Source organism: Bradyrhizobium sp. MI1.11 (assembly GCF_055811255.1).
The window spans coordinates 134,361-154,161 of the sequence record NZ_JBVVPM010000002.1 but is presented as its reverse complement, the minus strand read 5'-3'; the positions used below and the strand labels follow the sequence as shown (position 1 = coordinate 154,161).

18 protein-coding genes are annotated in these 19,801 nt (G+C 64.3%); 11 read left to right on the top strand and 7 right to left on the bottom strand.

Going from position 1 to position 19,801, the window contains the following annotated elements:
* The first annotated feature begins 21 nt into the window (after positions 1–21).
* Together AC0L30_RS02630 and AC0L30_RS02625 are read left to right on the top strand one after the other, a co-directional pair.
* Positions 22–1,302 (top strand): O-acetylhomoserine aminocarboxypropyltransferase, encoded by a 1,281-nt coding sequence (locus tag AC0L30_RS02630; RefSeq protein ID WP_219682239.1) that lies wholly within the window; start codon positions 22–24, stop codon positions 1,300–1,302.
* Positions 1,303–1,483: 181 nt separating this feature from the next.
* A complete protein-coding gene (locus AC0L30_RS02625) occupies positions 1,484–1,828 on the top strand; it encodes a hypothetical protein (protein WP_007603479.1) in 345 nt (114 codons plus the stop codon).
* Positions 1,829–1,841: 13 nt separating this feature from the next.
* Here AC0L30_RS02625 and AC0L30_RS02620 read toward each other — a convergent pair whose 3' ends face one another.
* Positions 1,842–2,924, bottom strand: a complete 1,083-nt coding sequence (locus AC0L30_RS02620; RefSeq protein WP_354128904.1) for a COX15/CtaA family protein — start codon at positions 2,922–2,924, stop codon at positions 1,842–1,844.
* A gap of 93 nt (positions 2,925–3,017) precedes the next feature.
* On the opposite strand from AC0L30_RS02620, the gene AC0L30_RS02615 reads away from it, so the two are divergent.
* Positions 3,018–3,239 (top strand): DUF2842 domain-containing protein, encoded by a 222-nt coding sequence (locus tag AC0L30_RS02615; protein ID WP_007603477.1) that lies wholly within the window; start codon positions 3,018–3,020, stop codon positions 3,237–3,239.
* 21 nt (positions 3,240–3,260) lie between these two features.
* Here AC0L30_RS02615 and AC0L30_RS02610 read toward each other — a convergent pair whose 3' ends face one another.
* Entirely contained in the window at positions 3,261–4,304 is a 1,044-nt protein-coding gene (locus AC0L30_RS02610) for a polysaccharide deacetylase family protein (protein ID WP_007603476.1), read from the bottom strand.
* Positions 4,305–4,427: 123 nt separating this feature from the next.
* On the opposite strand from AC0L30_RS02610, the gene AC0L30_RS02605 reads away from it, so the two are divergent.
* A complete protein-coding gene (locus tag AC0L30_RS02605) occupies positions 4,428–5,609 on the top strand; it encodes a GNAT family N-acetyltransferase (RefSeq protein ID WP_007603475.1) in 1,182 nt (393 codons plus the stop codon).
* Between the two features lie 201 nt (positions 5,610–5,810).
* Here AC0L30_RS02605 and AC0L30_RS02600 read toward each other — a convergent pair whose 3' ends face one another.
* Positions 5,811–8,087, bottom strand: a complete 2,277-nt coding sequence (locus AC0L30_RS02600; RefSeq protein ID WP_007603474.1) for a GumC family protein — start codon at positions 8,085–8,087, stop codon at positions 5,811–5,813.
* 203 nt (positions 8,088–8,290) lie between these two features.
* On the opposite strand from AC0L30_RS02600, the gene AC0L30_RS02595 reads away from it, so the two are divergent.
* From AC0L30_RS02595 to AC0L30_RS02585, 3 genes are all read left to right on the top strand, one after another.
* Positions 8,291–9,424, top strand: coding sequence for a glycosyltransferase family 4 protein (locus AC0L30_RS02595; RefSeq protein ID WP_007603473.1), 1,134 nt, complete (start codon positions 8,291–8,293; stop codon positions 9,422–9,424).
* 120 nt (positions 9,425–9,544) lie between these two features.
* On the top strand, positions 9,545–11,095 hold the full coding sequence (locus tag AC0L30_RS02590) for an undecaprenyl-phosphate glucose phosphotransferase (protein WP_007603472.1): 1,551 nt from the start codon (positions 9,545–9,547) through the stop codon (positions 11,093–11,095).
* A gap of 160 nt (positions 11,096–11,255) precedes the next feature.
* On the top strand, positions 11,256–12,512 hold the full coding sequence (locus AC0L30_RS02585) for an O-antigen ligase family protein (protein ID WP_007603470.1): 1,257 nt from the start codon (positions 11,256–11,258) through the stop codon (positions 12,510–12,512).
* Here the strand turns inward: AC0L30_RS02585 and AC0L30_RS02580 are convergent.
* Complete coding sequence (locus tag AC0L30_RS02580; RefSeq protein ID WP_051058561.1) at positions 12,481–12,957, bottom strand: MarR family winged helix-turn-helix transcriptional regulator; 477 nt, start codon at positions 12,955–12,957, stop codon at positions 12,481–12,483. The two genes, AC0L30_RS02585 and AC0L30_RS02580, sit on opposite strands and share 32 nt — an antisense overlap.
* 146 nt (positions 12,958–13,103) lie before the next feature.
* Here AC0L30_RS02580 and AC0L30_RS02575 point away from each other — a divergent pair, with 146 nt between their 5' ends.
* The 3 genes from AC0L30_RS02575 to AC0L30_RS02565 all read left to right on the top strand — a co-directional run bounded on the left by AC0L30_RS02575 (position 13,104) and on the right by AC0L30_RS02565 (position 16,290).
* Positions 13,104–14,300 carry an FAD-dependent monooxygenase gene (locus tag AC0L30_RS02575; protein WP_007603467.1) on the top strand — a complete coding sequence of 399 codons (1,197 nt, stop codon included), beginning with the start codon at positions 13,104–13,106 and terminating at the stop codon, positions 14,298–14,300.
* A gap of 133 nt (positions 14,301–14,433) precedes the next feature.
* Entirely contained in the window at positions 14,434–15,330 is an 897-nt protein-coding gene (locus AC0L30_RS02570) for an SDR family oxidoreductase (RefSeq protein ID WP_007603466.1), read from the top strand.
* A gap of 3 nt (positions 15,331–15,333) precedes the next feature.
* Positions 15,334–16,290 carry a quinone oxidoreductase family protein gene (locus AC0L30_RS02565; RefSeq protein WP_007603465.1) on the top strand — a complete coding sequence of 319 codons (957 nt, stop codon included), beginning with the start codon at positions 15,334–15,336 and terminating at the stop codon, positions 16,288–16,290.
* A 67-nt stretch (positions 16,291–16,357) separates the two neighbouring features.
* Here AC0L30_RS02565 and AC0L30_RS02560 read toward each other — a convergent pair whose 3' ends face one another.
* Positions 16,358–16,831 (bottom strand): MarR family winged helix-turn-helix transcriptional regulator, encoded by a 474-nt coding sequence (locus AC0L30_RS02560; RefSeq protein WP_007603464.1) that lies wholly within the window; start codon positions 16,829–16,831, stop codon positions 16,358–16,360.
* A 118-nt stretch (positions 16,832–16,949) separates the two neighbouring features.
* Here AC0L30_RS02560 and AC0L30_RS02555 point away from each other — a divergent pair, with 118 nt between their 5' ends.
* Positions 16,950–17,423, top strand: coding sequence for a hypothetical protein (locus tag AC0L30_RS02555; protein WP_007603463.1), 474 nt, complete (start codon positions 16,950–16,952; stop codon positions 17,421–17,423).
* On the opposite strand, the gene AC0L30_RS02550 is transcribed toward AC0L30_RS02555, so the two are convergent.
* Both AC0L30_RS02550 and AC0L30_RS02545 read right to left on the bottom strand, forming a co-directional pair.
* On the bottom strand, positions 17,407–18,582 hold the full coding sequence (locus AC0L30_RS02550; RefSeq protein ID WP_007603462.1) for a saccharopine dehydrogenase family protein: 1,176 nt from the start codon (positions 18,580–18,582) through the stop codon (positions 17,407–17,409). The two genes, AC0L30_RS02555 and AC0L30_RS02550, sit on opposite strands and share 17 nt — an antisense overlap.
* Before the next feature lie 26 nt (positions 18,583–18,608).
* The gene (locus AC0L30_RS02545; RefSeq protein ID WP_007603461.1) at positions 18,609–19,787 is read right to left on the bottom strand and encodes a saccharopine dehydrogenase family protein; all 1,179 of its coding nucleotides are present in this window, start codon (positions 19,785–19,787) and stop codon (positions 18,609–18,611) included.
* Between the last annotated feature and the right edge of the window lie 14 nt (positions 19,788–19,801).

Below are 19,801 nucleotides of genomic sequence, written 5' to 3'. Positions count from 1 at the left end.
CACGAGAACAGGACGCCCTCAATGAGCGATCGCCTTCCGGGATTTTCGACCCTCGCCGTGCATGCCGGTGCACAGCCCGATCCCACCACCGGTGCGCGCGCGACTCCGATCTATCAAACGACGTCATTCGTCTTCAACGACGCCGACCATGCCGCCTCGCTGTTCGGCCTGCAGGCGTTCGGCAACATCTATACCCGCATCGGCAATCCCACCAATGCGGTGCTGGAAGAGCGCGTCGCGGCCCTCGAAGGCGGCACTGCCGCGCTTGCGGTGGCCTCGGGCCATGCCGCGCAGGTCGTGGTGCTGCAGCAATTGCTCCAGCCCGGCGACGAGTTCATCGCCGCGCGAAAGCTCTATGGCGGCTCGATCAACCAGTTCACGCACGCGTTCAAGAGCTTCGGCTGGAACGTGGTGTGGGCCGATCCCGACGACATCGCGAGCTTCGAGCGCGCGGTCACGCCGCGCACGAAAGCAATCTTCATCGAGTCCATCGCCAATCCCGCCGGCAGCATCACCGACATCGAGGCGATCTCGACGGTGGCGCGCAAGGCAGGCGTCCCGCTGATCGTCGACAACACGCTGGCCTCGCCCTATCTGATCCGTCCCATCGATCATGGTGCCGACATCGTCGTGCACTCGCTGACGAAGTTTCTCGGCGGCCACGGCAATTCGATCGGCGGCATCATCGTCGATGCCGGCACCTTCGACTGGTCGACCGGCGGCAAATATCCGATGCTCTCCGAGCCGCGGCCCGAATATCACGGCATCCGGCTGCAGGAGACGTTTGGCAATTTCGCCTTCGCGATCGCCTGCCGCGTACTCGGCCTGCGCGACCTCGGACCCGCGCTGTCGCCGTTCAACGCCTTCATGATCCTCACCGGCATCGAGACATTGCCGCTGCGCATGCAGAAGCACTGCGACAATGCCAAAGCGGTCGCCGAATTCCTCGCCGGCCATCCGGCGGTGGCCGCGGTGAACTATGCGGGGCTTGCAAGCGACAAGTACAACCAGCTCGCGCGCAAATACGCACCGAAGGGCGCCGGCGCCGTGTTCACCTTCAGCCTGAAGGGCGGCTACGATGCCGGCGTCAGCCTGGTGTCGAAGTTGCAGCTGTTCTCGCACCTGGCCAATGTCGGTGACACCCGCTCGCTCGTCATCCATCCGGCCTCGACCACGCACAGCCAGCTCGACGACGCTGCCAAGATCAAGTCCGGCGCCGGCCCCGACGTGGTGCGGCTTTCGATCGGCATCGAGGACAAGGAAGATTTGATCGCCGATTTGGAACAGGCGCTGGGTACGTAGCATCACCGTCATTCCGGGGCGCGCGACAGCGCGAACCCGGAATCTCGACGTCGCATCATAAGCTCTGGATTCCGGGTTCGGTGCTTCGCACCGCCCCGGAATGACGATCGCCGTTAACAGTCATTAACCATATCTGCCGCATACATCGTCACTGGATCGCCCCTTTGATTCGGAGCCGACGATGCTGCGCTGGATGGTGCCTGCCCTTGCGGCGATGCTGACGGTCTCAGCTGCGATTGCCGCCGATTTGCCGGCCACGCCGAGGCGACGGGCTGCCGCTCCGCCACAGGAGCCGCCGCAGGTCTATGTCGAGACCGATCCGGATGCGCTGATCTCGCCGGCCTACGGCATCGGCAGCTACATCCGCAATTTGCCGGGGACGCCACTGCTGCCGGGCTCGCACACGCTGCCGGGCTATTACGGCCGTCCCTGGGACTACGATTACCAGGGCTCGTATTACGGCGGGAAGCAGGTCGATTATTTCTGGCGCCTGCCCTACTCGTGCGGCATCTACGGCTATTGCTGAAGAGCAGATCCGATCAGCCGGCCTGACCGATGGGAACCGCGCGCGGCTGCGCTTCGGTTGAATGCCGTGGAGCGAGCCGCTCCATCTGCGTCACCGCAAGCGTCAGCACCACGATCGCGACCGCCTGATGTGCGAGCGCGAGATCAATCGGCACCTGGTTGAGCAGCGTGAGGATGCCGAGCAATGCTTGCAGGCTTATCGCGCCCAGCAGCAAGAGCGCGCCGCGCGCCGCGGATCCCGCGCGTGAACGCACCGCATCGAACGCGTGCAACGCCGCCAGCGCCAACAGCGCATAGGCCGTCATGCGGTGCTCGAACTGCACCGTCAGCACATTGTCGAACATGTTGCGCCACCACGGCGTCTCGAACCACAGCCGCTCGCCTGAGGGAATGAACGCGCCGTCGATCTGCGGCCAGGTGTTGTAGGCGCGACCGGCGCGCAGGCCCGCAACCAGCGCACCGAAATAGATCTGGATAAAGGTCACGACGAGGAGCAAGCCGCTCGTGAAGCGCAGCCGCGACGATGCCGCGATCTGCGGCCGTTCTGCGAGCCGCCGCACCGTCCAGACGATGCCGGCGAAGATGATGAGCGCGAGCACAAGATGCGTCGCCAGCCGATATTGCGACACCTCGACGCGTTCAGACAGCCCCGAGGCCACCATCCACCAGCCGACCGCGCCCTGGAGCCCGCCGAGCCCGAACAACAGCCACAGCCGCCGCTTCAAATCACCGGACAGGCCGCCGCGCCAGAGGAAGAACAGGAACGGCAACAGATAGGCGACGCCGATGAAACGGCCGAGCAACCGGTGGCTCCATTCCCACCAGAAGATCTCCTTGAACTCGGACAGGCTCATGCCGGCGTTGAGCTCGCGATATTGCGGGATCTTCTTGTAGGCCTCGAAGGCCGCCGTCCACTGCGTTTCCGAGAGTGGCGGCACGCTGCCCGTGACCGGCTTCCATTCGACGATCGAGAGCCCGGATTCCGTCAGCCGCGTCGCACCGCCGACCAGCACCATCAGCGCAATCAGCGCAGCCACTGAGATCAGCCACCAGCGCACGGCGCGATGCGGCTCGGACGGGGCGGAAATCGTCGTCATTCGAGGCAAAACCAGAGCTTGAACGGGACTGCGTGCCCCTTATAGTCCCCCGCTCCCGCAGCGCAAGTTACGCGAAAGCCGCGACATTCCGTCATGACGATCCGCACCCGCAAGTTCCTCGGCACCATCCTGCTCCTGGTGCTCGCCACCGTCTGGGCGCTGCTCGGCATGGCGCTGGCGCAGATGCCGTGGATCGCCGAGTCCGGCTGGCGGCAGGCAATCTACTACGTGGTGGTCGGCATGGGCTGGGTGCTGCCGGCGATGCCGATCGTGAGCTGGATGCAGCGGCCCGACCGGGCCAAGTCGAGCTCGTAGCGCTTCCAGTTCGTAGCGCTTTTAGGGTGTCGCAGTGCCCGTCGGCTTCACCGGCACAAAGGCCGTGCCCGACACCAGCACCCGCATCATGCGCAGCGAGCGCACCCGGCCATCCCAGCAAATGCGCGGCAACGCGCGCAGATTGGTGCGGCCCTCCGCGTCCACGACGCCCGGGATCGTCGTCACAGCACTGGCAAAGCCGGCCTCCTCCGCCATGATGACATGGCTGCGCCGGAACGAGGCGCGATCGCCGAACGGAAAGGCGAGATGCCGGATGTCGCGAGCGAAGGCCGCCTCCGCCACCGCCTTGCCCATCGTCATCTCGCGCAGCGCGGCCGCATCCTTCATGTTGGCGAGAACGGGATAGTTCACGGTCGCGCTGCCGATCGTCACCAGCGGATCGGCCGCAAGCCTCGCCAGATCCTCCCAATTCATCGATGCCTCGCGTGAGAGCGCGGCAAGGTCGACCCGGTAGCGCGTGCAGAGATCTGCGATCGCAGCCGACACATCCGCCGGCGGCAGCGAGTGCAGCCAGGCCTCGACGAACGAAAACAGCGCCTGCTTCCCGGCGTTATCAGCGACAGTGAAGCGCTGCTCCTTCTCGCCCATCATCAGGCTGACACGGCTCTCGCGCGCGATCACCTGTTCGAGGCCGAGCCACCAGGCCCCGCCGACGCCATCGGGAAACGCCGTGGGCACGTAGATCGTGAAGGGCACGGCGTGGCGCGCCAGCACCGGATAGGCAAAGTCGATCAGATCCTTGCCGGCGCCGTCGAAAGTGAGCGCCACGAAGCGGCGGTGTTCCGACAGCGTCACCGCGCGCCGGCAGACCTCGTCCATGCCGATAAAATCATACTTCCACCGCTTCAGCGCGCGAATGGCGCGATCGAGGAAATGCGGCGTGATCTCGTTCTCGCGCGACGGCTGAAAGCCGCCGCGCCGCCGCGGCCGCACATGCGCAAAGCGCAGGATGGCGCCGGCACCACGACTGCGCAGCGCAGCCTGGCCTGTGAACCAGGTCAGCTCAAGGCGCAGCCGTTCCAGCCATCTGTCGTCGGATGCCAATGTCCCACCTCGCGCCCGTCGGCGACCGTTCCCCCTCTTATAGTCATTACCCTTTGTTGACATTTCTTTGCAAAGGTCGGCCACAGGCCGAATTACGCATATTTTTTCTCGACAGGTTCGCGAATGACCATGGCTGCGGCGATGCAAAGCCGGACGGCGGAATTGCCAGCGCGGTCGAAAGCGGGCCGTATCGCGCATGTCGATATCGTGACCGATCTCGGCGCGGCCGAGGCCGTCTGGCGCGCCTTCGAGCAACCCGGTCACCTCTTCACGCCCTATCAGCGGTTTGATCTGCTCAGTCCCTGGCAGCGTCTGGTCGGGGAGCACGAACGCGCCCGCCCTTTCATCGTCATTGCCCGCGACGCCGAGCATCAGCCGCTGCTGCTGCTGCCGCTCTCGCTGCGCCAGAACCACGGCGTGCGCACGGCCTGCTTCATGGGCGGCAAGCATACGACCTTCAACATGGGCCTGTGGAACGCCGAATTTGCAGCGCAGGTCGGCATCGGCGATCTCGACGCGCTGTTTGCGCCGCTTGGCGAGCATGCCGACGTGCTCGCATTGACGCAGCAGCCTCTGCGCTGGAACGACCAGCAGAACCCGTTCGCGCATTTGCCGCGCCAGAGCGCGATCAACGGCTGCCCACTGCTCACGATGGAACCGGGCGGCCCCCCGGCATCGCGGATCAGCAACTCCTTCCGCCGCCGCCTCAAGAGCAAGGAGAAGAAGCTCCAGGCGCTCGCCGGCTATCGCTATCATTTGGCGACCACCGACGCGGACATCACCCGCCTGCTCGACTGGTTCTTCCGCGTCAAGCCGGCGCGGATGGCCGAGCAGAAGCTTCCCAATGTCTTCGCCGAACCCGGCGTCGAGCAATTCGTCCGCAGCGCCTGCCTTGCGTCACGCGGTGACGGCCGCGTCATCGACATCCATGCGCTCGAATGCGACGACGAGGTGATTGCGATCTTCGCCGGCGTCGCCGACGGCCAGCGCTTCTCGATGATGTTCAACACCTACACGATGTCCGAGCACGCCCGCTACAGCCCCGGGCTGATCCTGATGCGCTACATCATCGACCGCTGCGCCGAGCGCGGCCACCGCTCGCTCGACCTCGGCATCGGCTCGGACGAGTACAAGCGGATGTTCTGCAAGGACGACCAGGACATCTTCGACAGTTTTGTTCCGCTAACGTCACGTGGAAAACTCGCGGCAATGGCGATGTCCTCGCTGAGCCACGGCAAGCGGCTGGTGAAACAGAACCAGATGCTGTTCGACCTGGCGCAGCGGCTGCGGCGAGCGTTCGGGTAAGAAATTCTGCGGTTGGGAAACGCTCCCCTGCGGCCCATCCTTCGAGACGCCCGCCTCTGGCGGGCCCTCAGGACGAGGACAGAGTTCGCGGCAGCAGCTTCAACGGATTCCGATTTAGCCAAGCCTCATCCTGAGGAGACCGCGAAGCGGTCGTCTCGAAGGACGAGGCGCTCGCTCGGTCCCCACGGAGAGGCAAGGACATCACGCCGCCACGACCCGCGGCGCATCCCTCGCATCCGACGGCTGCACCGGCCTGCTCAGCATCGTCACTTCGCTGAAGCCGACGGCGCTGAGCTGCTCGCGCATCAGCGCGCGCGCATCCGGCGCCATCGACGCGTCGGGCACCACGACGGCGCGGGCATTCGCCGTCAGGAGCTCAGCCGGAAGGTCGGAGGCACTGCCGGCATCGAGCAGCACGTGGTCGTAGGCGCGCAGCAGCGCGTCGATCGCGAGCGTCACGCGCGGCGACTGCAACAGGCTGCGATCGAAGCCGGGACGGCCGGCCATGACCAGATGCAGCCGCGAAAGCTTGTCCCGGGTGATGATCTGCGCGAACGACGCCTCGCCCTGCATCAGTTCGGCAAGACCGGGGGCCGAGGCATCGACGGACACGGCGGCCATGGTCGGCGAGGACGCGGCAAGATCGACCACGACGACCCGCGCATCGCGCGCCAGGTGCCGGGCCAAGGTCAGCGTCGACAGCGTGATGGCTTCGCCGCTGGCAGTGCCGAGTACCGTAACCTTCTTCGCCATGGCTCCGGCGGCGCGGAGGCTGTCGGCCAGATGCTCGATCTCCGCGAATGCGGTGACATCGGCATCGGCCGTCATCTCCGGCTGGAGCGGCGCGGGTTCTGCCATGACTGGATCGACGACCGGCTCGACGAAGGGCTCGACGACCGCCGGCTGGACGATTTGTTCCTGGCGAGCCGACGCCCGCGTCAGCGTTGGCGCGAACACCGCGACCGCCCGGGGCGCAGTCTGGCGCAACAACTCTCCGGTGACGACGACGCCGGACGAAAGCAGCAGTGTCGCGATCGTCGCGATCAGCACGATCGGCAGCTTCTTCGGATAGGCCGGCGTGTTCGAGACGATGGCGCGCGAGATGATGCGGCCATCTGTCGGCGCGGTGTCGATGGTCTCGCGGGTGTTGGCTTCACGGTACTTCGCCAGATAGGTTTCGAGCAGGTCGCGCTGGGCCTTCGCCTCACGCTCGAGGGCGCGGAGCTGCACGTCCTGGCCGTTGGTGGCCGTCGCCTGCTTCTTGAGCTGCTCCAGGCTTGCGGATAATTCCTGGACGCGCCCGCTGGCGGCCCGCGCATCGTTTTCGAGCGTGCGGGCGAGCTTGGCGGCCTCGTCGCGGATCTGGGTGTCGAGGTCGGCGAGCTGCGCCTTCAATTCCTTGATGCGCGGATGGTTGCCGAGCAGCGTCGAGGATTGCTCGGCCAGCTGGGCCCGCAACGCCACGCGCTGCTGGGAGGGCGTGCGCATCGATTCCGAGTTCAGCACTTCCGACGATTCGATCGGCTTGCCGCTCTGGATCATCTCGCGGATCAGGCGCGCCTTGGACTCGGCATCGGCCTTGAGCGCGCGCGCATTGTTGAGCTGGGTGTTGACCTCGCCCATCTGCTGGTTCGACAGAGTCGTGTTGTTGGTGCCGACGAACAGGCTCGACTTGGAGCGGAAGTCCTCGGCCTTCGCTTCGGCCTCGGAGACGTTCCGTCGCAGCTCGTCGATCCTGCCGGCATACCACTGGCTGGCGTTTCGGGCCTGATCCTGGCGCGCATCCTGCTGGAGCACGAGATAGCCGTCGGCGATCGAATTGGCGACGCGCACGGCGAGATCGGGATCGGCAGACTGGAATTCGATCACGATCACGCGCGACTTGTCGACGGCGTAGGCCTGGAGGCGCTCGTAATAGGCGTCCAGCACGCGCTCTTCCGGCGTCATCGAGAACGGATCGCGGCCGATGCCGATCAGCGCCGCAAGCGACTTCAGTGGCGAAATGCCTTGCAGCACCGGATCGAACTCGGGCCGCTCCGCAAGCTTGTTCTTCTTGATGATCTCGCGCGCGAGATCGCGCGACAGCACGAGCTGCACCTGGCTGGTGACGGCTTCGGCGTCGAGCGCCTGCCGTTCCTCGGCGCGATCGCTGTTGGGGCGCAGAAACACGTTCTCGCGGCCGTCGATCAGGATACGGGATTCCGACTTGTAGCGCGGCGTGATGAGATTGACGATCGCGACGGACGTGACGAGTGCCAGCACCGTCGGCACGATGATCCAGCCGCGCTTGCGCGCCAATGCCGCGCCGAGCGCGTGCAGGTCGATGTCGCCGGACTCGACTGGCGCCGGCCTCGGTGCGATGGGCGCAGGCTTTGCTTCAATCCGGGGCTCGAGCTCGGCCCGCTTGGCTGCGGCCTTCGCGACAGCCCGCTCGACCACCGCCTTGTCCTTGCCGGCACGCCAGAACGCTAAACGCATCGAACACTCCCGCAGGCGCAACGCCACGAACCTACCTCAACCAGGGCGATTACACTCCATTAAGGTTGCCGCTGGGTTAATCGTGGCGTGCGGCAGCTCGCGCGTGCACGTCCGTCACCGTTTGTTAACCACGAGGGCTCTTAATTCGTCTCGATATTTCGTCAGATTGTTCGAGCATTCGCCGTCGAGCGCTGGTTTTGATCATGCCCCCCTCTCCCGACCAGCCGCTTCGCATCCTGCACGCTGTGCGCGCTCCGGTCGGCGGCATCTTCCGCCACATCCTCGACGTCGCCAACGGCCAGGTCGATCGTGGCCATCATGTCGGCATCCTCGCCGACAGTCTCACCGGCGGTGAACGCGCCGAGAAGGCCCTTGCCGAGCTCGCACCGCGGCTGAAACTCGGTGTGCACCGGATGGCGATCCGCCGCGAACCCTCGCCCGACGATGTCCTGGTCTGGTTCCGCTTGCGGCGCCTGATCGCCACGCTCAAGCCCGACGTGATGCATGGCCACGGCGCCAAGGCCGGCGCTTTCATCCGCATGCGGAGGCGATCCGACGACACCATCCGCATCTACACCCCGCATGGCGGCTCACTGCATTATCCCCTCAACACTTTCAAGGGCGAGTTTTACGCGCGGCTCGAGCGTGCGCTGATGGACGCGACCGACCTGTTCCTGTTCGAAAGCGCGTTTGCCCGCGACACCTATCAGCGCATCGTCGGCAAGCCGAAGGGCGTGGTGCATTGCGTCTTCAATGGCGTGACGCCGGAGGAATTCGAACCTGTCGTCATGGCCGACGACGCCACCGACCTCGCTTATGTCGGTGAGTTCAGGCACATCAAGGGCGCCGATCTGCTGGTCGAAGCGGTGGCGCGCCTGCACGAGGGCGGCAAGAAGGTCACACTGACGCTCGGCGGCGATGGTGAGGAGACCGCGGCGCTGAAAGCGCAAGTCGAGCGGCTCGGCCTCTCCAGCGCCATCCGCTTCATCGGTCACGTCAAGGCACGCTACGGCTTCTCCAAGGGGCGGCTGCTGGTCGTTCCCTCGCGTGGCGATTCCATGCCCTATGTCGTGATCGAGGCCGGTGCCGCCGGCATTCCGATGATCGCGTCCAAGATCGGCGGCATTCCCGAGATTTTCGGCGCGGAGAACCCGGCGCTGTTTGCGCCGAGCAACGCGGAGGCCATGGCGGAAGCGATTGCCGCCGCGCTCGATAATCCGCTAGGAACAGCGCAGCGCGCCTCGTCGCTTCGCGAGCGCATCTCCGCGCATTTCTCCCAGCAGGCGATGGTCGAGGGCGTGCTCGCGGGCTATCGCGACGCATTTACCAATCACTAACCATTCTTAAGACCCGCTTTAGAGAATCTTCCGATTTGTCCGATAATCCAAGGCCCAGGGGATGCTCGCCCGGGGCGCAAGGACGCTGCCCGCGGGTTTTTGGAATGGACGTGGACTCCCGTGGAACCGCTCAACGCACGCTCGATGCTCGATGCCGCGACCAGCGCCGCGGCGAAGCCGGCTGACCAGCCCTTTGTGGAGCGCCGCCAGCGGCTCTCGCTCGCCGCGCTTGACGTCGTCAACCAGAAGGTCGCCCGCGCCTATTCGCCGATCGTGATCACCGGCTTCGTACGCCTCGCCGATTTCGCGCTGCTGAGCCTCGTCGGCATCGTACTCTATCTCGGCTATGTCATGCCGCACGCCGGCTCCTTCAGTTGGATCTATCCCGCGCAGATCATCGCCGTCGCGATCTCCGCCGTGGTCTGCTTCCAGGCCGCCGACATCTATCAGGTGCAGCTGTTCCGTGGTCAGCTCCGGCAGATGACGCGGATGATCTCGTCCTGGTCGTTCGTCTTCCTGCTGTTCATCGGCATCTCCTTCTTCGCCAAGTTCGGCAGCGAAATATCGCGGCTGTGGCTTGCCGCCTTTTACGTCCTCGGGCTTGCCGCGCTCCTCTGCGAGCGTCTGGTGCTGCGCTCGCTGGTGCGCGCCTGGGGGCGCGAGGGCCGGCTCGACCGACGCACTATCATCGTCGGCTCCGACCGCAACGGCGAACAATTGGTCGAGGCCCTGAAAGGGCAGGAGGATTCCGACATCCACGTGCTCGGCGTGTTCGACGACCGCAACGACAGCCGCGCGCTCGACACCTGTGCCGGCGCGCGCAAGCTCGGCAAGGTCGACGACATCGTCGAGTTCGCCCGCCGCACCCGCGTCGATCTCGTGCTGTTCGCGCTGCCGATCTCCGCCGAGACGCGCATCCTGGAGATGCTGAAGAAACTCTGGGTGCTGCCGGTGGATATCCGCCTCTCCGCACACACCAACAAGCTGCGCTTCCGCCCCCGCTCCTATTCCTATATCGGCGAGGTGCCGACGCTGGACGTGTTCGAGGCGCCGATCACCGACTGGGACCTGGTGATGAAATGGCTGTTCGACCGCGTGGTCGGCACCCTCGCGCTACTCGTGGCCTTGCCGGTGATGGGATTGGTGGCGCTGGCCGTGAAGCTCGACAGCCCCGGCCCCGTGCTGTTCCGACAAAAGCGCTTCGGCTTCAACAACGAGCGCATCGACGTCTACAAGTTTCGCTCGATGTACCATCACCAGGCTGATCCGACGGCCTCGAAGGTCGTGACCAAGAACGACTCGCGCGTCACCCGCGTCGGCCGCTTCATCCGCAAGACCAGCCTCGACGAGTTGCCGCAGCTCTTCAACGTGGTCTTCTCCGGCGATCTCTCTTTGGTCGGCCCGCGTCCACATGCGGTGCAGGGCAAGCTGCAGAGCCGCCTGTTCGACGAAGCCGTCGACGGCTATTTCGCCCGGCACCGGGTCAAGCCCGGCATCACCGGCTGGGCCCAGATCAACGGCTGGCGCGGCGAGATCGACAATGAAGAGAAGATCCAGAAACGCGTCGAGTTCGATCTCTATTACATCGAGAACTGGTCGGTGCTGTTCGATCTTGTCATTCTGCTAAAGACGCCGATCTCGCTGCTGACCAAGAACGAGAACGCGTATTGAGTTTGTCGTGCCCGAGCTACGCTGTCATCGCCCGGCTTGACCGGGCGATCCAGTAATCACCGGCAGCGGAAACTGCCACCAACGGCTCGGAGTACTGGATGCCCCGCCTTCGCGGGGCATGACGGCGGAAGTTGTGTGGTAAGAATAGCGTGAGCATGTGATGGCGTATGCGGCAACAGCCGGGGAGATGAATGCAGCCGTTCGCGCTGCGCCCGGCGTGCTGGCGCTCCAGCGCGCGCTGGTATGGCTGGTCGGCGCCTCCGGCGCGATCGTCTTCATCGAGCCGAGCCCCTACGAGATCGTGACGCTGCTGGCCACCGTCACCTTCTTCGCCACCGGCCTGCGTCTGCGGCTCGCTTTGATGCCGCTGGTGCTGATGCTGATCCTGCTCAATGTCGGCTACACGATCAGCGCGATCCCGCTGTTCGAGCAGTCCGAGGTGGTGAGCTGGATTGCGACCTCCTGGTACATGGCGGTGACAGTCGTGTTCTTCGCCATGGTCACGTCGGAGGACACCGCGGCCCGGCTTGACATGCTCCGCCGCGGGCTCGTGGTCGGCGCGATGGTCGCCTCGCTCTCGGCCGTCGCCGGCTACTTCCACCTGGTTCCCGGCGGCGACGATCTCCTCACGCTGTATGGACGCGCGCGCGGCACCTTCAAGGATCCGAACGTGCTCGGCGCCTTCCTGATCCTGCCGGCACTGTTCTCGCTGCAGAGCGTGGTTTCCGACAAGGCCGGCAAGGCGTTTCGCAACGTCATCGCCTTCGGCATCATGTCGCTGGCGATCCTGCTCGCGTTCTCCCGCGCCGCCTGGGGCGGGCTGGTGCTGACATCCGCCTTCATGCTGGCGCTGATGGTGCTGACCAGCCGCACCAACGCGCAGCGCTCGCGCATCATCGTCATGGCGATCCTCGCCGCGGTGCTGGGCCTCGCGCTGATCGCGGTGTTGATGTCGTTCGATTCCACCGCCGAGATGTTCAAGCAGCGCGCGAGCTTCGACCAGAGCTATGACGAAGGCAGGTTCGGCCGGTTCGGCCGGCACATCCTGGGAGCGGAGATGGCGCTCGACCTGCCGTTCGGGATCGGCCCTCTGCAATTTCACCGCTTCTTCCCCGAGGACACCCACAACTCCTATCTCAACGCCTTCATGTCCGGCGGCTGGCTGTCCGGCATCTGCTATCCCGCGCTGGTCTTCACGACTGTCATCATGGGTGTCAGGCACATCTTCGTGCCTGTGCCGTGGCAGCGCGCTTATCTTGCGGTGTTCTCGGCCTTCGTCGGCACCGTCGGCGAAAGCTTCGTGATCGACACCGACCACTGGCGGCACTTCTGGATGATGCTGGGCGCGATGTGGGGCATGATCGCGGCCGCGCAGATCTACAAGGCTAGGGCTGGCGACGAAGCTTCTTCAGCTTGAGATCGGGGCGTTTCTCCGGCGGCGTATCGAGCAGGCCCTTCAGCGCCGCAGTCGCCGCCAGCACGCCCTTGTAGCCCTCATTGGCGAAGCGCAGCAGCAGGCGCAATTCCTGGTCGGAATAGCCGCCAAAAACCCTCTCCATCGCCTGCTGCATCGGCACGTAGAACTGGCCGAGCCTTTCTATCGCCTCCGGCACGACGGCAATGAAGACCTTGCGACGGTCGGCATCGTCGCGCTCACGACGGACCAGGCCTGCCTTTTCGAGCCGGTCGACCACGCCGGTAATGGCCCCCGTCGTCAGGCCCGTGACTTCGGCGAGCCGGCCGGCGGTGACACGGCCTTCCAGATACAGGATGTCCATGCATTCGAGGTCGGAATTGGCAATTCCGGCAACGTTCGCAACGGTCTGGCCATAGAGCACGCCCTGCGCGGACGATCTGCGCATCGCCTCCTCGAGTTCCTGCAGCAGCGCAGCGCGCGCCTTCGTCCTTGACAAGGCAGACCTCGTATCTTAGTCAATATATATCTTAGTCACTAAGATATTTAGCGACCATAATTCTCCTAGCACCACGGAAACGTCGGGAGCAAGCCATGTCCTATCCTCCCCGCAAGGCCCTGATCATCGGCGCCGGCATCGCCGGGCCAGTGGCAGCCATCCTGCTGCGCCGCGCCGGCATCGAGTCCGCGATCTACGAGGCCTGGCCCTATTCGAAAGGCATCGGCGGCGGCCTTCAGATCGCACCGAACGGCATGCAGATCATGGACGAGATCGGCCTTTCGAACGAGCTGATCAGCCGCGGCTCGATCGCGGAATCGTTCGACTTCTATTCGCAAGCCGGAGAGAGGCTCGGCTCGATCAATCGCGACATGGCGCGGCGTTTCGGCCAGCCCGCGGTCAATGTCTGCCGCGCCACGCTGAACGAGATGCTGATCGACAAGGCCTGGTGCGCCTGCGTTTCACTCTATTTCGAGAAGCGCCTGATCAAGATCGAGGATCGCGGCGACCAGCCGATCATCGCCTACTTCGCCGACGGCACCACGGCCGAAGGCGACTTCCTGATCGGCGCCGACGGCGTGCACTCAGTGACGCGCCGCCAAGTGGTGCCGGACGGGCCGCAACCGTTCGACACCGGGCTGATCGGCTTCGGCGGCTTCGTGCCGCACGCCGTCCTCGGTGGCCGACCGATCGGTCGGCACGTCGAGACCACGTTCGGGCAGAGCGGCTTCTTCGGCTATGGCTATTGCAGTCCCGATCCGAACGACGGCGTGATGTGGTGGAGCACGCAGCCGGCGCACGGCATGGACGCGGCGATGTTTCGCGCGCTCGACGATGCAACGCTGAAGCAGCACCTGCGCGGCTTCCACCACGGCTGGCACGACCCGATCCCTGGCATCATCGATGCAGCCGAGAACATCGTGGTCACCGACACGCTCGACGTCGCCACCCTGCCGACCTGGTCGCGCAAGCGCTCGCTGCTGATCGGCGATGCCGCCCATGCGACCAGCCCGCACGCCGGCCAGGGCGCCTCGCTCGCGCTGGAAGATGCGATGCGCCTCGCCCGGTTGATGCAGCAAGGCCAGGAGCTCGGCGTCACCTTCCAGGCCTTCGAGGCCGAACGACGCCCTCGCACGGAAAAGATCGTCGCCATGGCCCGCCGCAACGGCAACAGCAAGCGCGAGTTCAGCGCCACCGGCGCGTGGATGCGAAATCAAGTGATGAAGTGGCTGCTGCCCCTGGGCGCAAAGAGCATGGAGTTCATGTACGCGTACGACGCGCGGGCGGTGTAAGCGCATCAGGTCGAACCGTACTCGGCCGCGTCATGGACGGCGCAAGAAGAACCAGTCGCAGAGCGTTGAAACATAGTCATTATAACCAATGTCACATCCATAAGCTGCATAACCATATTGGAAAGACCATCCCATGATTGCAGTGACCGGTGCCACTGGCCAACTCGGCCGGCTTGTCATCCCTTCCTTGTTGAAGGCTGTGCCAGCACAGCAGATTACAGCCGTCGTCCGAGATCCAGCCAAAGCAGAGGCCTTCAAGGCTGAAGGTGCTGCCGTCCGCCCAGGCGACTACGACGATCCCACGGGCCTGGAACGTGCTTTCGCCGGCGTAAGGAAGCTGTTGCTGATCTCGGCCGGCGAGCCCGGCAAGCGGGTTCGCCAGCATGAGAACGCGATCACCGCGGCGAAGGAATCTGGGGTTGAGCTAATCGCCTATACCAGCTTGCTGCATGCAGACATTTCGACACTGGAGCTTGCCGCCGATCATCGGGCGACCGAGACGCTGCTGAAGGCGAGCGGCGTGCCATATGTGTTGCTGCGCAACGGCTGGTACACCGAAAACTATCTCGGCGCGTTGCCAATGGCGCTTGCGCATGGTGCGTTTGTCGGCTGCGCCGGCGAAGCGCGCATCGCGTCGGCGAGCCGCCTCGACTACGCGGATGCCGCCGCCGCAGTCCTGACGTCGCGGGAGGATCAATCGGGCAAGGTTTACGAATTGGCGGGCGACGAGCCCTACACGCTTGCCGAACTGGCGGCCGAAGTTGCGCGCCAGACAGGCAAACCAATCGTCTACAGGAACATGTCGGAAGCAGGGTTTGGTGAGGCGCTCATTGGCGCGGACCTTCCCGAGCCGGTGGCGCGCATGCTCGTCGGGTTCGACATCGCAGCGGCAAAGGGCGATCTGTTCGACGATCGGCGCGACTTGAGCGACCTTATTGGTCGTCCGACGACGCCGTTGCGTGCGGCGGTCTCCGATGCACTTGCAGCGGTGGCCCTCCAAGCGCCACCGCCTGTCGCCGTGAAGGGATAGTCAATGCGAGCTGCAATTGTTCATTCGTTTGGTTCTTCACCGACCTTTGGCGAGTTTGCAGAGCCTTGCGCGGAGGCTGGCGAAACGGTCATCGACGTTCTCGCCGCGCCGCTGAGCCCGATCGTGAAAAGTCTCGCCGCGGGCAAGCACTACACGAGCAATACCAGTTCGGGCAGCGCTGGCTTCGTGCCTGGTGTCGATGGGGTTGGGATGAATTCCACCGGTGAACGGGTGTATTTCATATTTCCCAAGTCCCCGTTCGGCTCCATGGCGGAGAAGTCGCTGGTCGCATCGAGCGCGACCGTGCCTGTGCCCGATGGTATTGACGACGCGCGGGCGGCTGCCGTCGTAACCAGCGGGCTCTCTTCGTGGGTTGCTCTCACGCGCCGTGCGAAGTTCGTGCGGAGCGAGGCCGTGCTGATTAACGGTGCGACCGGGTCGGCGGGAAGCCTGGCGGTTCAGATCGCCTCCTATCTGGGCGCCAGCAGGATCATCGTGACCGGGCGAAATGCAACCAAGCTCGCCGCGTTCCCCAAGACGGTCGAGACAATCCGACTGGACGAAAATGTGGACGCTTCGCTGCAACGCGCGTTCTCCGGAAAGATCGATGTAGTTCTCGACTATCTCTGGGGGGAGCCCGCAACCAGAGTCATCGCTGCGGCAACGGACGGACGCGGATCTCGCAGTGGAGAACCTGCCATTCGTTACGTCCAGCTCGGCTCAATCGCTGGAGAAACAATCCCACTTTCGGCGCATGCGCTGCGCAGCTCTGGCCTGGAGATTCTTGGCAGCGGGATCGGCAGTCTCTCGATTTCGGAACTGATCTCGGGGGCCGGAGAACTTTTGGCGGCTCTGCCAGCCGGCGGTTTTGACACCCCGGTGAAGACGTTGCCCCTCACGGCGATAGCCGAGGCCTGGAACGACGCTGCGGATGACCACCGGATTGTCTTCCGACCATAGACCTGCTCAATCTTCGAATCCCCGATCATTCGGCTCCACGTGAGCGGACGTCGGCACGAGGATTCGCTCAGGCGCCTGTAGCACTCTCCTCGTCTTCAAGCTTCTTGCGCAGCGCCTTCATGAGGCGACCGGCGATCCTGAGGTCTTCCATCGGGAGACCTTGCACCAGGGAGTTGACTCTGGGGTCATACAGGCGGATGGCAGCGTCGTAAGTCTTCCGTCCCTTGTCCGTCAGCACCACAAGGTGCGCGCGACGGTGATGTGGATTGGGCTCGAACGTAACGAGCCCTTCCTGGGCCAGGTCATTGACGATGCGCTGAACGTTCTGGCGGTTCGCTCCGAGGTCGCGGGCGAGCCAGGCGACCGGCTGGGCGCGGTCCGCGGCTACGATTGCCCCCAGAATTTGCCAGCGCGCGCTGGTCAGGCCGAGCGGAGCGACCAGCCGGTCGCCCCACGTCACGGTCAGGTTGTTGACCCTGAACAGATCGAGAATGAGCTCAGTCAAAGCATCACCGGCCGGGGATCGCTTGGTAGCGCGCATATTGTTACCATGACGTTAGTTGACATCATAATGTCAATATGGCTCTCTGTAGCATAAATATCGACATCATCATGTCACATTGAACAGGCTGGCCGTCTTCGGTCAAGGGAACCCAATCATGATCAAGGTGATCCATCCCATTGCTGGCGCAATCGCGCTTCTGACCATCTCGACATTTTGGTTGTCGACCGCACTCAGCGAGCTTTTCGCATCCCAAGCCGTCATCACCGCCGTCAAGACCGCCATACCATGGGGCTTTCTTTTGCTGGTCCCGGCGCTGGCGGCGGCGGGGGGCACGGGCCTTACGCTGGCACGGGGTCGGCGAGCCGGCCTGGTCGGCGCCAAGATCAAGCGAATGCCGCTGATCGCCGGCAATGGCGTCCTGGTCCTCGTCCCCGCCGCACTGTTCCTCGCACATAAGGCGAGCGCCGCCGAGTTTGATGCAGTCTTCTATGCGGTGCAGGCTGTCGAGCTTGCCGCAGGGGCTGTGAACATCACCTTGCTCGTGCTCAACACGCGAGACGGCTTGAGGATGAAAGGTCGGTTTCGCCGCCTGGGAGAAGGGAAGGTGACAGCTACTTCTCCACCGTGAACGTCAGCCCTGCATTCTCCTGCAGCCGCTTGATCAGCCTGTGCTGCATCGCTGCTCCCGGAGTCCAGAGGCCGGCCTCTACGTTCGGCGTGTCGCGCAACAGGCAGATTGCGCATTCGGAGATGATCTTCGCCGTCGACGCATAACCCGGATCGAGATCGCCCTTGACTGCCGCGCGAACCTGACGGCCATCGGAAGCAATCGCGACATAGAGCAGGTCGTAATGACCGTTGTCGCGCTCCTCCTTTGAGGGGCCCTCGCCGGGCTTGAGCGCTTCAGGACCGGTCTTTTCGCTGTTAGCGGCCATGACGCGCTTGGCGTTGGCCTGCCCTTCCTCCCCCGCCCCCGTCAGCACCATTTCGTCGTAGACAAAATCCCGGCCATACGGGAATCCCATCAGCAAGTTGGAGCGATGGACATTGCGCGTGTTGAGGATCGCCATCGCGAACGGTGCGGACCAGGATTGCAGGTCCTCCTCGAAGATGGGCCTGTTGCCGCGCGGCTGTTTCGGTCCCTCGAAGCCCGGCGTGAAGGCAAATGGGTCTTTGAGGATCGACACCAGGCTGAGGTCCTGCGCCACCGCCTCAAAGGTGACCCTTGCACTTGCCGAAGTGCCGCCGGAGAATTTCCAGCTGAGGTCGCGGACGCGGCCCTTGACGCGCGGTGCCGGTGCGCCGAACGCGCGCTTGGCCTGCTCTTGCACGAAGAACGCACCGAGCTCGAACGGCACCGAGTCGAATCCGCAGGAGAACAGGATCCGGGCGGCGCTCGCTTTCGCTGCGGCTTCATGCTTGTCGATCATCTGCTTCAGCCAGATCGGCTCGCCGCAGAGATCCATGTAGTCGGTGCCCGACGCGACGCAGGCGGCAAGCAGATCGGAGCCATAGAGCTGGTATGGACCGACCGTGGTGACGACCAGCTTCGCCTGATCGACCATCGCCCGCAATGACGTAGAATCGGCTGCGTCCGCAACGATGAGCGGCGTGTCGGCAGGCGCGCCGATCGCATCGCGGACCAATGCGAGCTTGTCACTGCTGCGACCCGCCATCGCCCATGTCGGCGCGCCGTCACCGACGTAATGCGCGGCCAGGTACTCGGCGACGAGCTGGCCAGTATATCCGGTTGCGCCGTAGACGACGATGTCGAATTTTGCGGACACGGATCGGCTTCCTGGGATCGTGGGCTTTAAGCTTCCACAGCGAAGGTCAGCCCAGCATTCTCCTGCAGCCGCTTGATCAGCTTGTGCTGCATCGCCGCGCCCGGGGTCCAGAAGCCGGCTGCGACGTCGGTCGTGTCACGCAGCATGCAGATCGCGCATTCGGAGATCATCTTCGAGGTCGACCCGTAGCCGGGATCGCGGTCGCCGGTGACGCCGGCGCGAACCATGCGGCCATCGGGCGCGATCGCGATATAGAGCAGATCGAACAGACCGTTGTCGCGCTCTTCTTTCGACGGCCCCTCGCCGGGCTTCGGTGCGTCGGGGCCGGTCTTGCCCGCATTGGCAGCCATCACGAGCTTGGCGTTGGCCTCGCCCTTCTCGCCGGGACCGGTCAGGACCATCTCGTCGTAGACGAAGTCCTGGCCGTAGGGAAATCCCATCAGCATGTTGGAGCGGTGAACGTTGCGCGTGTTGATCAGCGCCATCATGAACGGCGCCGCCCAGGATTGCAGGTCCTCCTCGAAGGCGGCCCTGTTGCCTTTCGGCTGCTTCGGGCCGGTGAAGCCGGGCGTCAGCGCAAAATGATCGTTGAGAATGGCGACAAGGCTGAGATCCTTGGCCACCGCATCGAAGGTCGCCTTCGCGCTCGCGGCGGTGCCGCCCGAGAGCGTGCCGCGCATGTCGCGCACACGCCCTTTCACCCGCGAGGCCGGCGCGCCGAACACACGTTTGGCTTCTTCCTGGACGAAGAACGTGCCGAGCTCGAACGGCACGGAATCGTAGCCGCAGGAAAACACGATCCGCGCGCCGCTCTCTTTTGCAGCCGCCTCGTACTTGTCGATCATCTGGCGCATCCAGATCGGCTCGCCGCAGAGATCGAAATAATCCGTGCCCGTGGCCACGCAGGCCGCGAGCAGTTCCTCACCGTAGAGCTGATACGGCCCGACGGTGGTGATCACCGACATCGTCCGTTCCGCCATCGCCTTCAGCGAGGCCGCATCCGACGCATCCGCGACAATAAGCTCTGTATTCCCGGGCGCGCCGATCGCATCGCGGACCGATTTCAGCTTGCCGAGGCTGCGGCCCGCCATCGCCCATTTGAGCGAATGGTCGCTCTTGTAATGCTGGGTCAGGTATTCGGCGACGAGCTGGCCGGTAAAACCGGTCGCGCCATAGACGACGATGTCGAATTTCGCAGAGCTCATGGTCGGCCTTTACT

Excerpts from the sequence above, each read along its gene's own strand:
- AC0L30_RS02630 (WP_219682239.1), top strand. The coding sequence starts at position 22 with ATGAGCGATCGCCTTCCGGGATTTTCGACCCTCGCCGTGCATGCCGGT.
- AC0L30_RS02625 (WP_007603479.1), top strand. The coding sequence starts at position 1,484 with ATGCTGCGCTGGATGGTGCCTGCCCTTGCGGCGATGCTGACGGTCTCA.
- AC0L30_RS02620 (WP_354128904.1), bottom strand. The coding sequence starts at position 2,924 with ATGACGACGATTTCCGCCCCGTCCGAGCCGCATCGCGCCGTGCGCTGG.
- AC0L30_RS02615 (WP_007603477.1), top strand. The coding sequence starts at position 3,018 with ATGACGATCCGCACCCGCAAGTTCCTCGGCACCATCCTGCTCCTGGTG.
- AC0L30_RS02605 (WP_007603475.1), top strand. The coding sequence starts at position 4,428 with ATGACCATGGCTGCGGCGATGCAAAGCCGGACGGCGGAATTGCCAGCG.
- AC0L30_RS02600 (WP_007603474.1), bottom strand. The coding sequence starts at position 8,087 with ATGCGTTTAGCGTTCTGGCGTGCCGGCAAGGACAAGGCGGTGGTCGAG.
- AC0L30_RS02595 (WP_007603473.1), top strand. The coding sequence starts at position 8,291 with ATGCCCCCCTCTCCCGACCAGCCGCTTCGCATCCTGCACGCTGTGCGC.
- AC0L30_RS02585 (WP_007603470.1), top strand. The coding sequence starts at position 11,256 with ATGGCGTATGCGGCAACAGCCGGGGAGATGAATGCAGCCGTTCGCGCT.
- AC0L30_RS02580 (WP_051058561.1), bottom strand. The coding sequence starts at position 12,957 with ATGCGCAGATCGTCCGCGCAGGGCGTGCTCTATGGCCAGACCGTTGCG.
- AC0L30_RS02575 (WP_007603467.1), top strand. The coding sequence starts at position 13,104 with ATGTCCTATCCTCCCCGCAAGGCCCTGATCATCGGCGCCGGCATCGCC.
- AC0L30_RS02570 (WP_007603466.1), top strand. The coding sequence starts at position 14,434 with ATGATTGCAGTGACCGGTGCCACTGGCCAACTCGGCCGGCTTGTCATC.
- AC0L30_RS02565 (WP_007603465.1), top strand. The coding sequence starts at position 15,334 with ATGCGAGCTGCAATTGTTCATTCGTTTGGTTCTTCACCGACCTTTGGC.
- AC0L30_RS02560 (WP_007603464.1), bottom strand. The coding sequence starts at position 16,831 with ATGCGCGCTACCAAGCGATCCCCGGCCGGTGATGCTTTGACTGAGCTC.
- AC0L30_RS02555 (WP_007603463.1), top strand. The coding sequence starts at position 16,950 with ATGATCAAGGTGATCCATCCCATTGCTGGCGCAATCGCGCTTCTGACC.
- AC0L30_RS02545 (WP_007603461.1), bottom strand. The coding sequence starts at position 19,787 with ATGAGCTCTGCGAAATTCGACATCGTCGTCTATGGCGCGACCGGTTTT.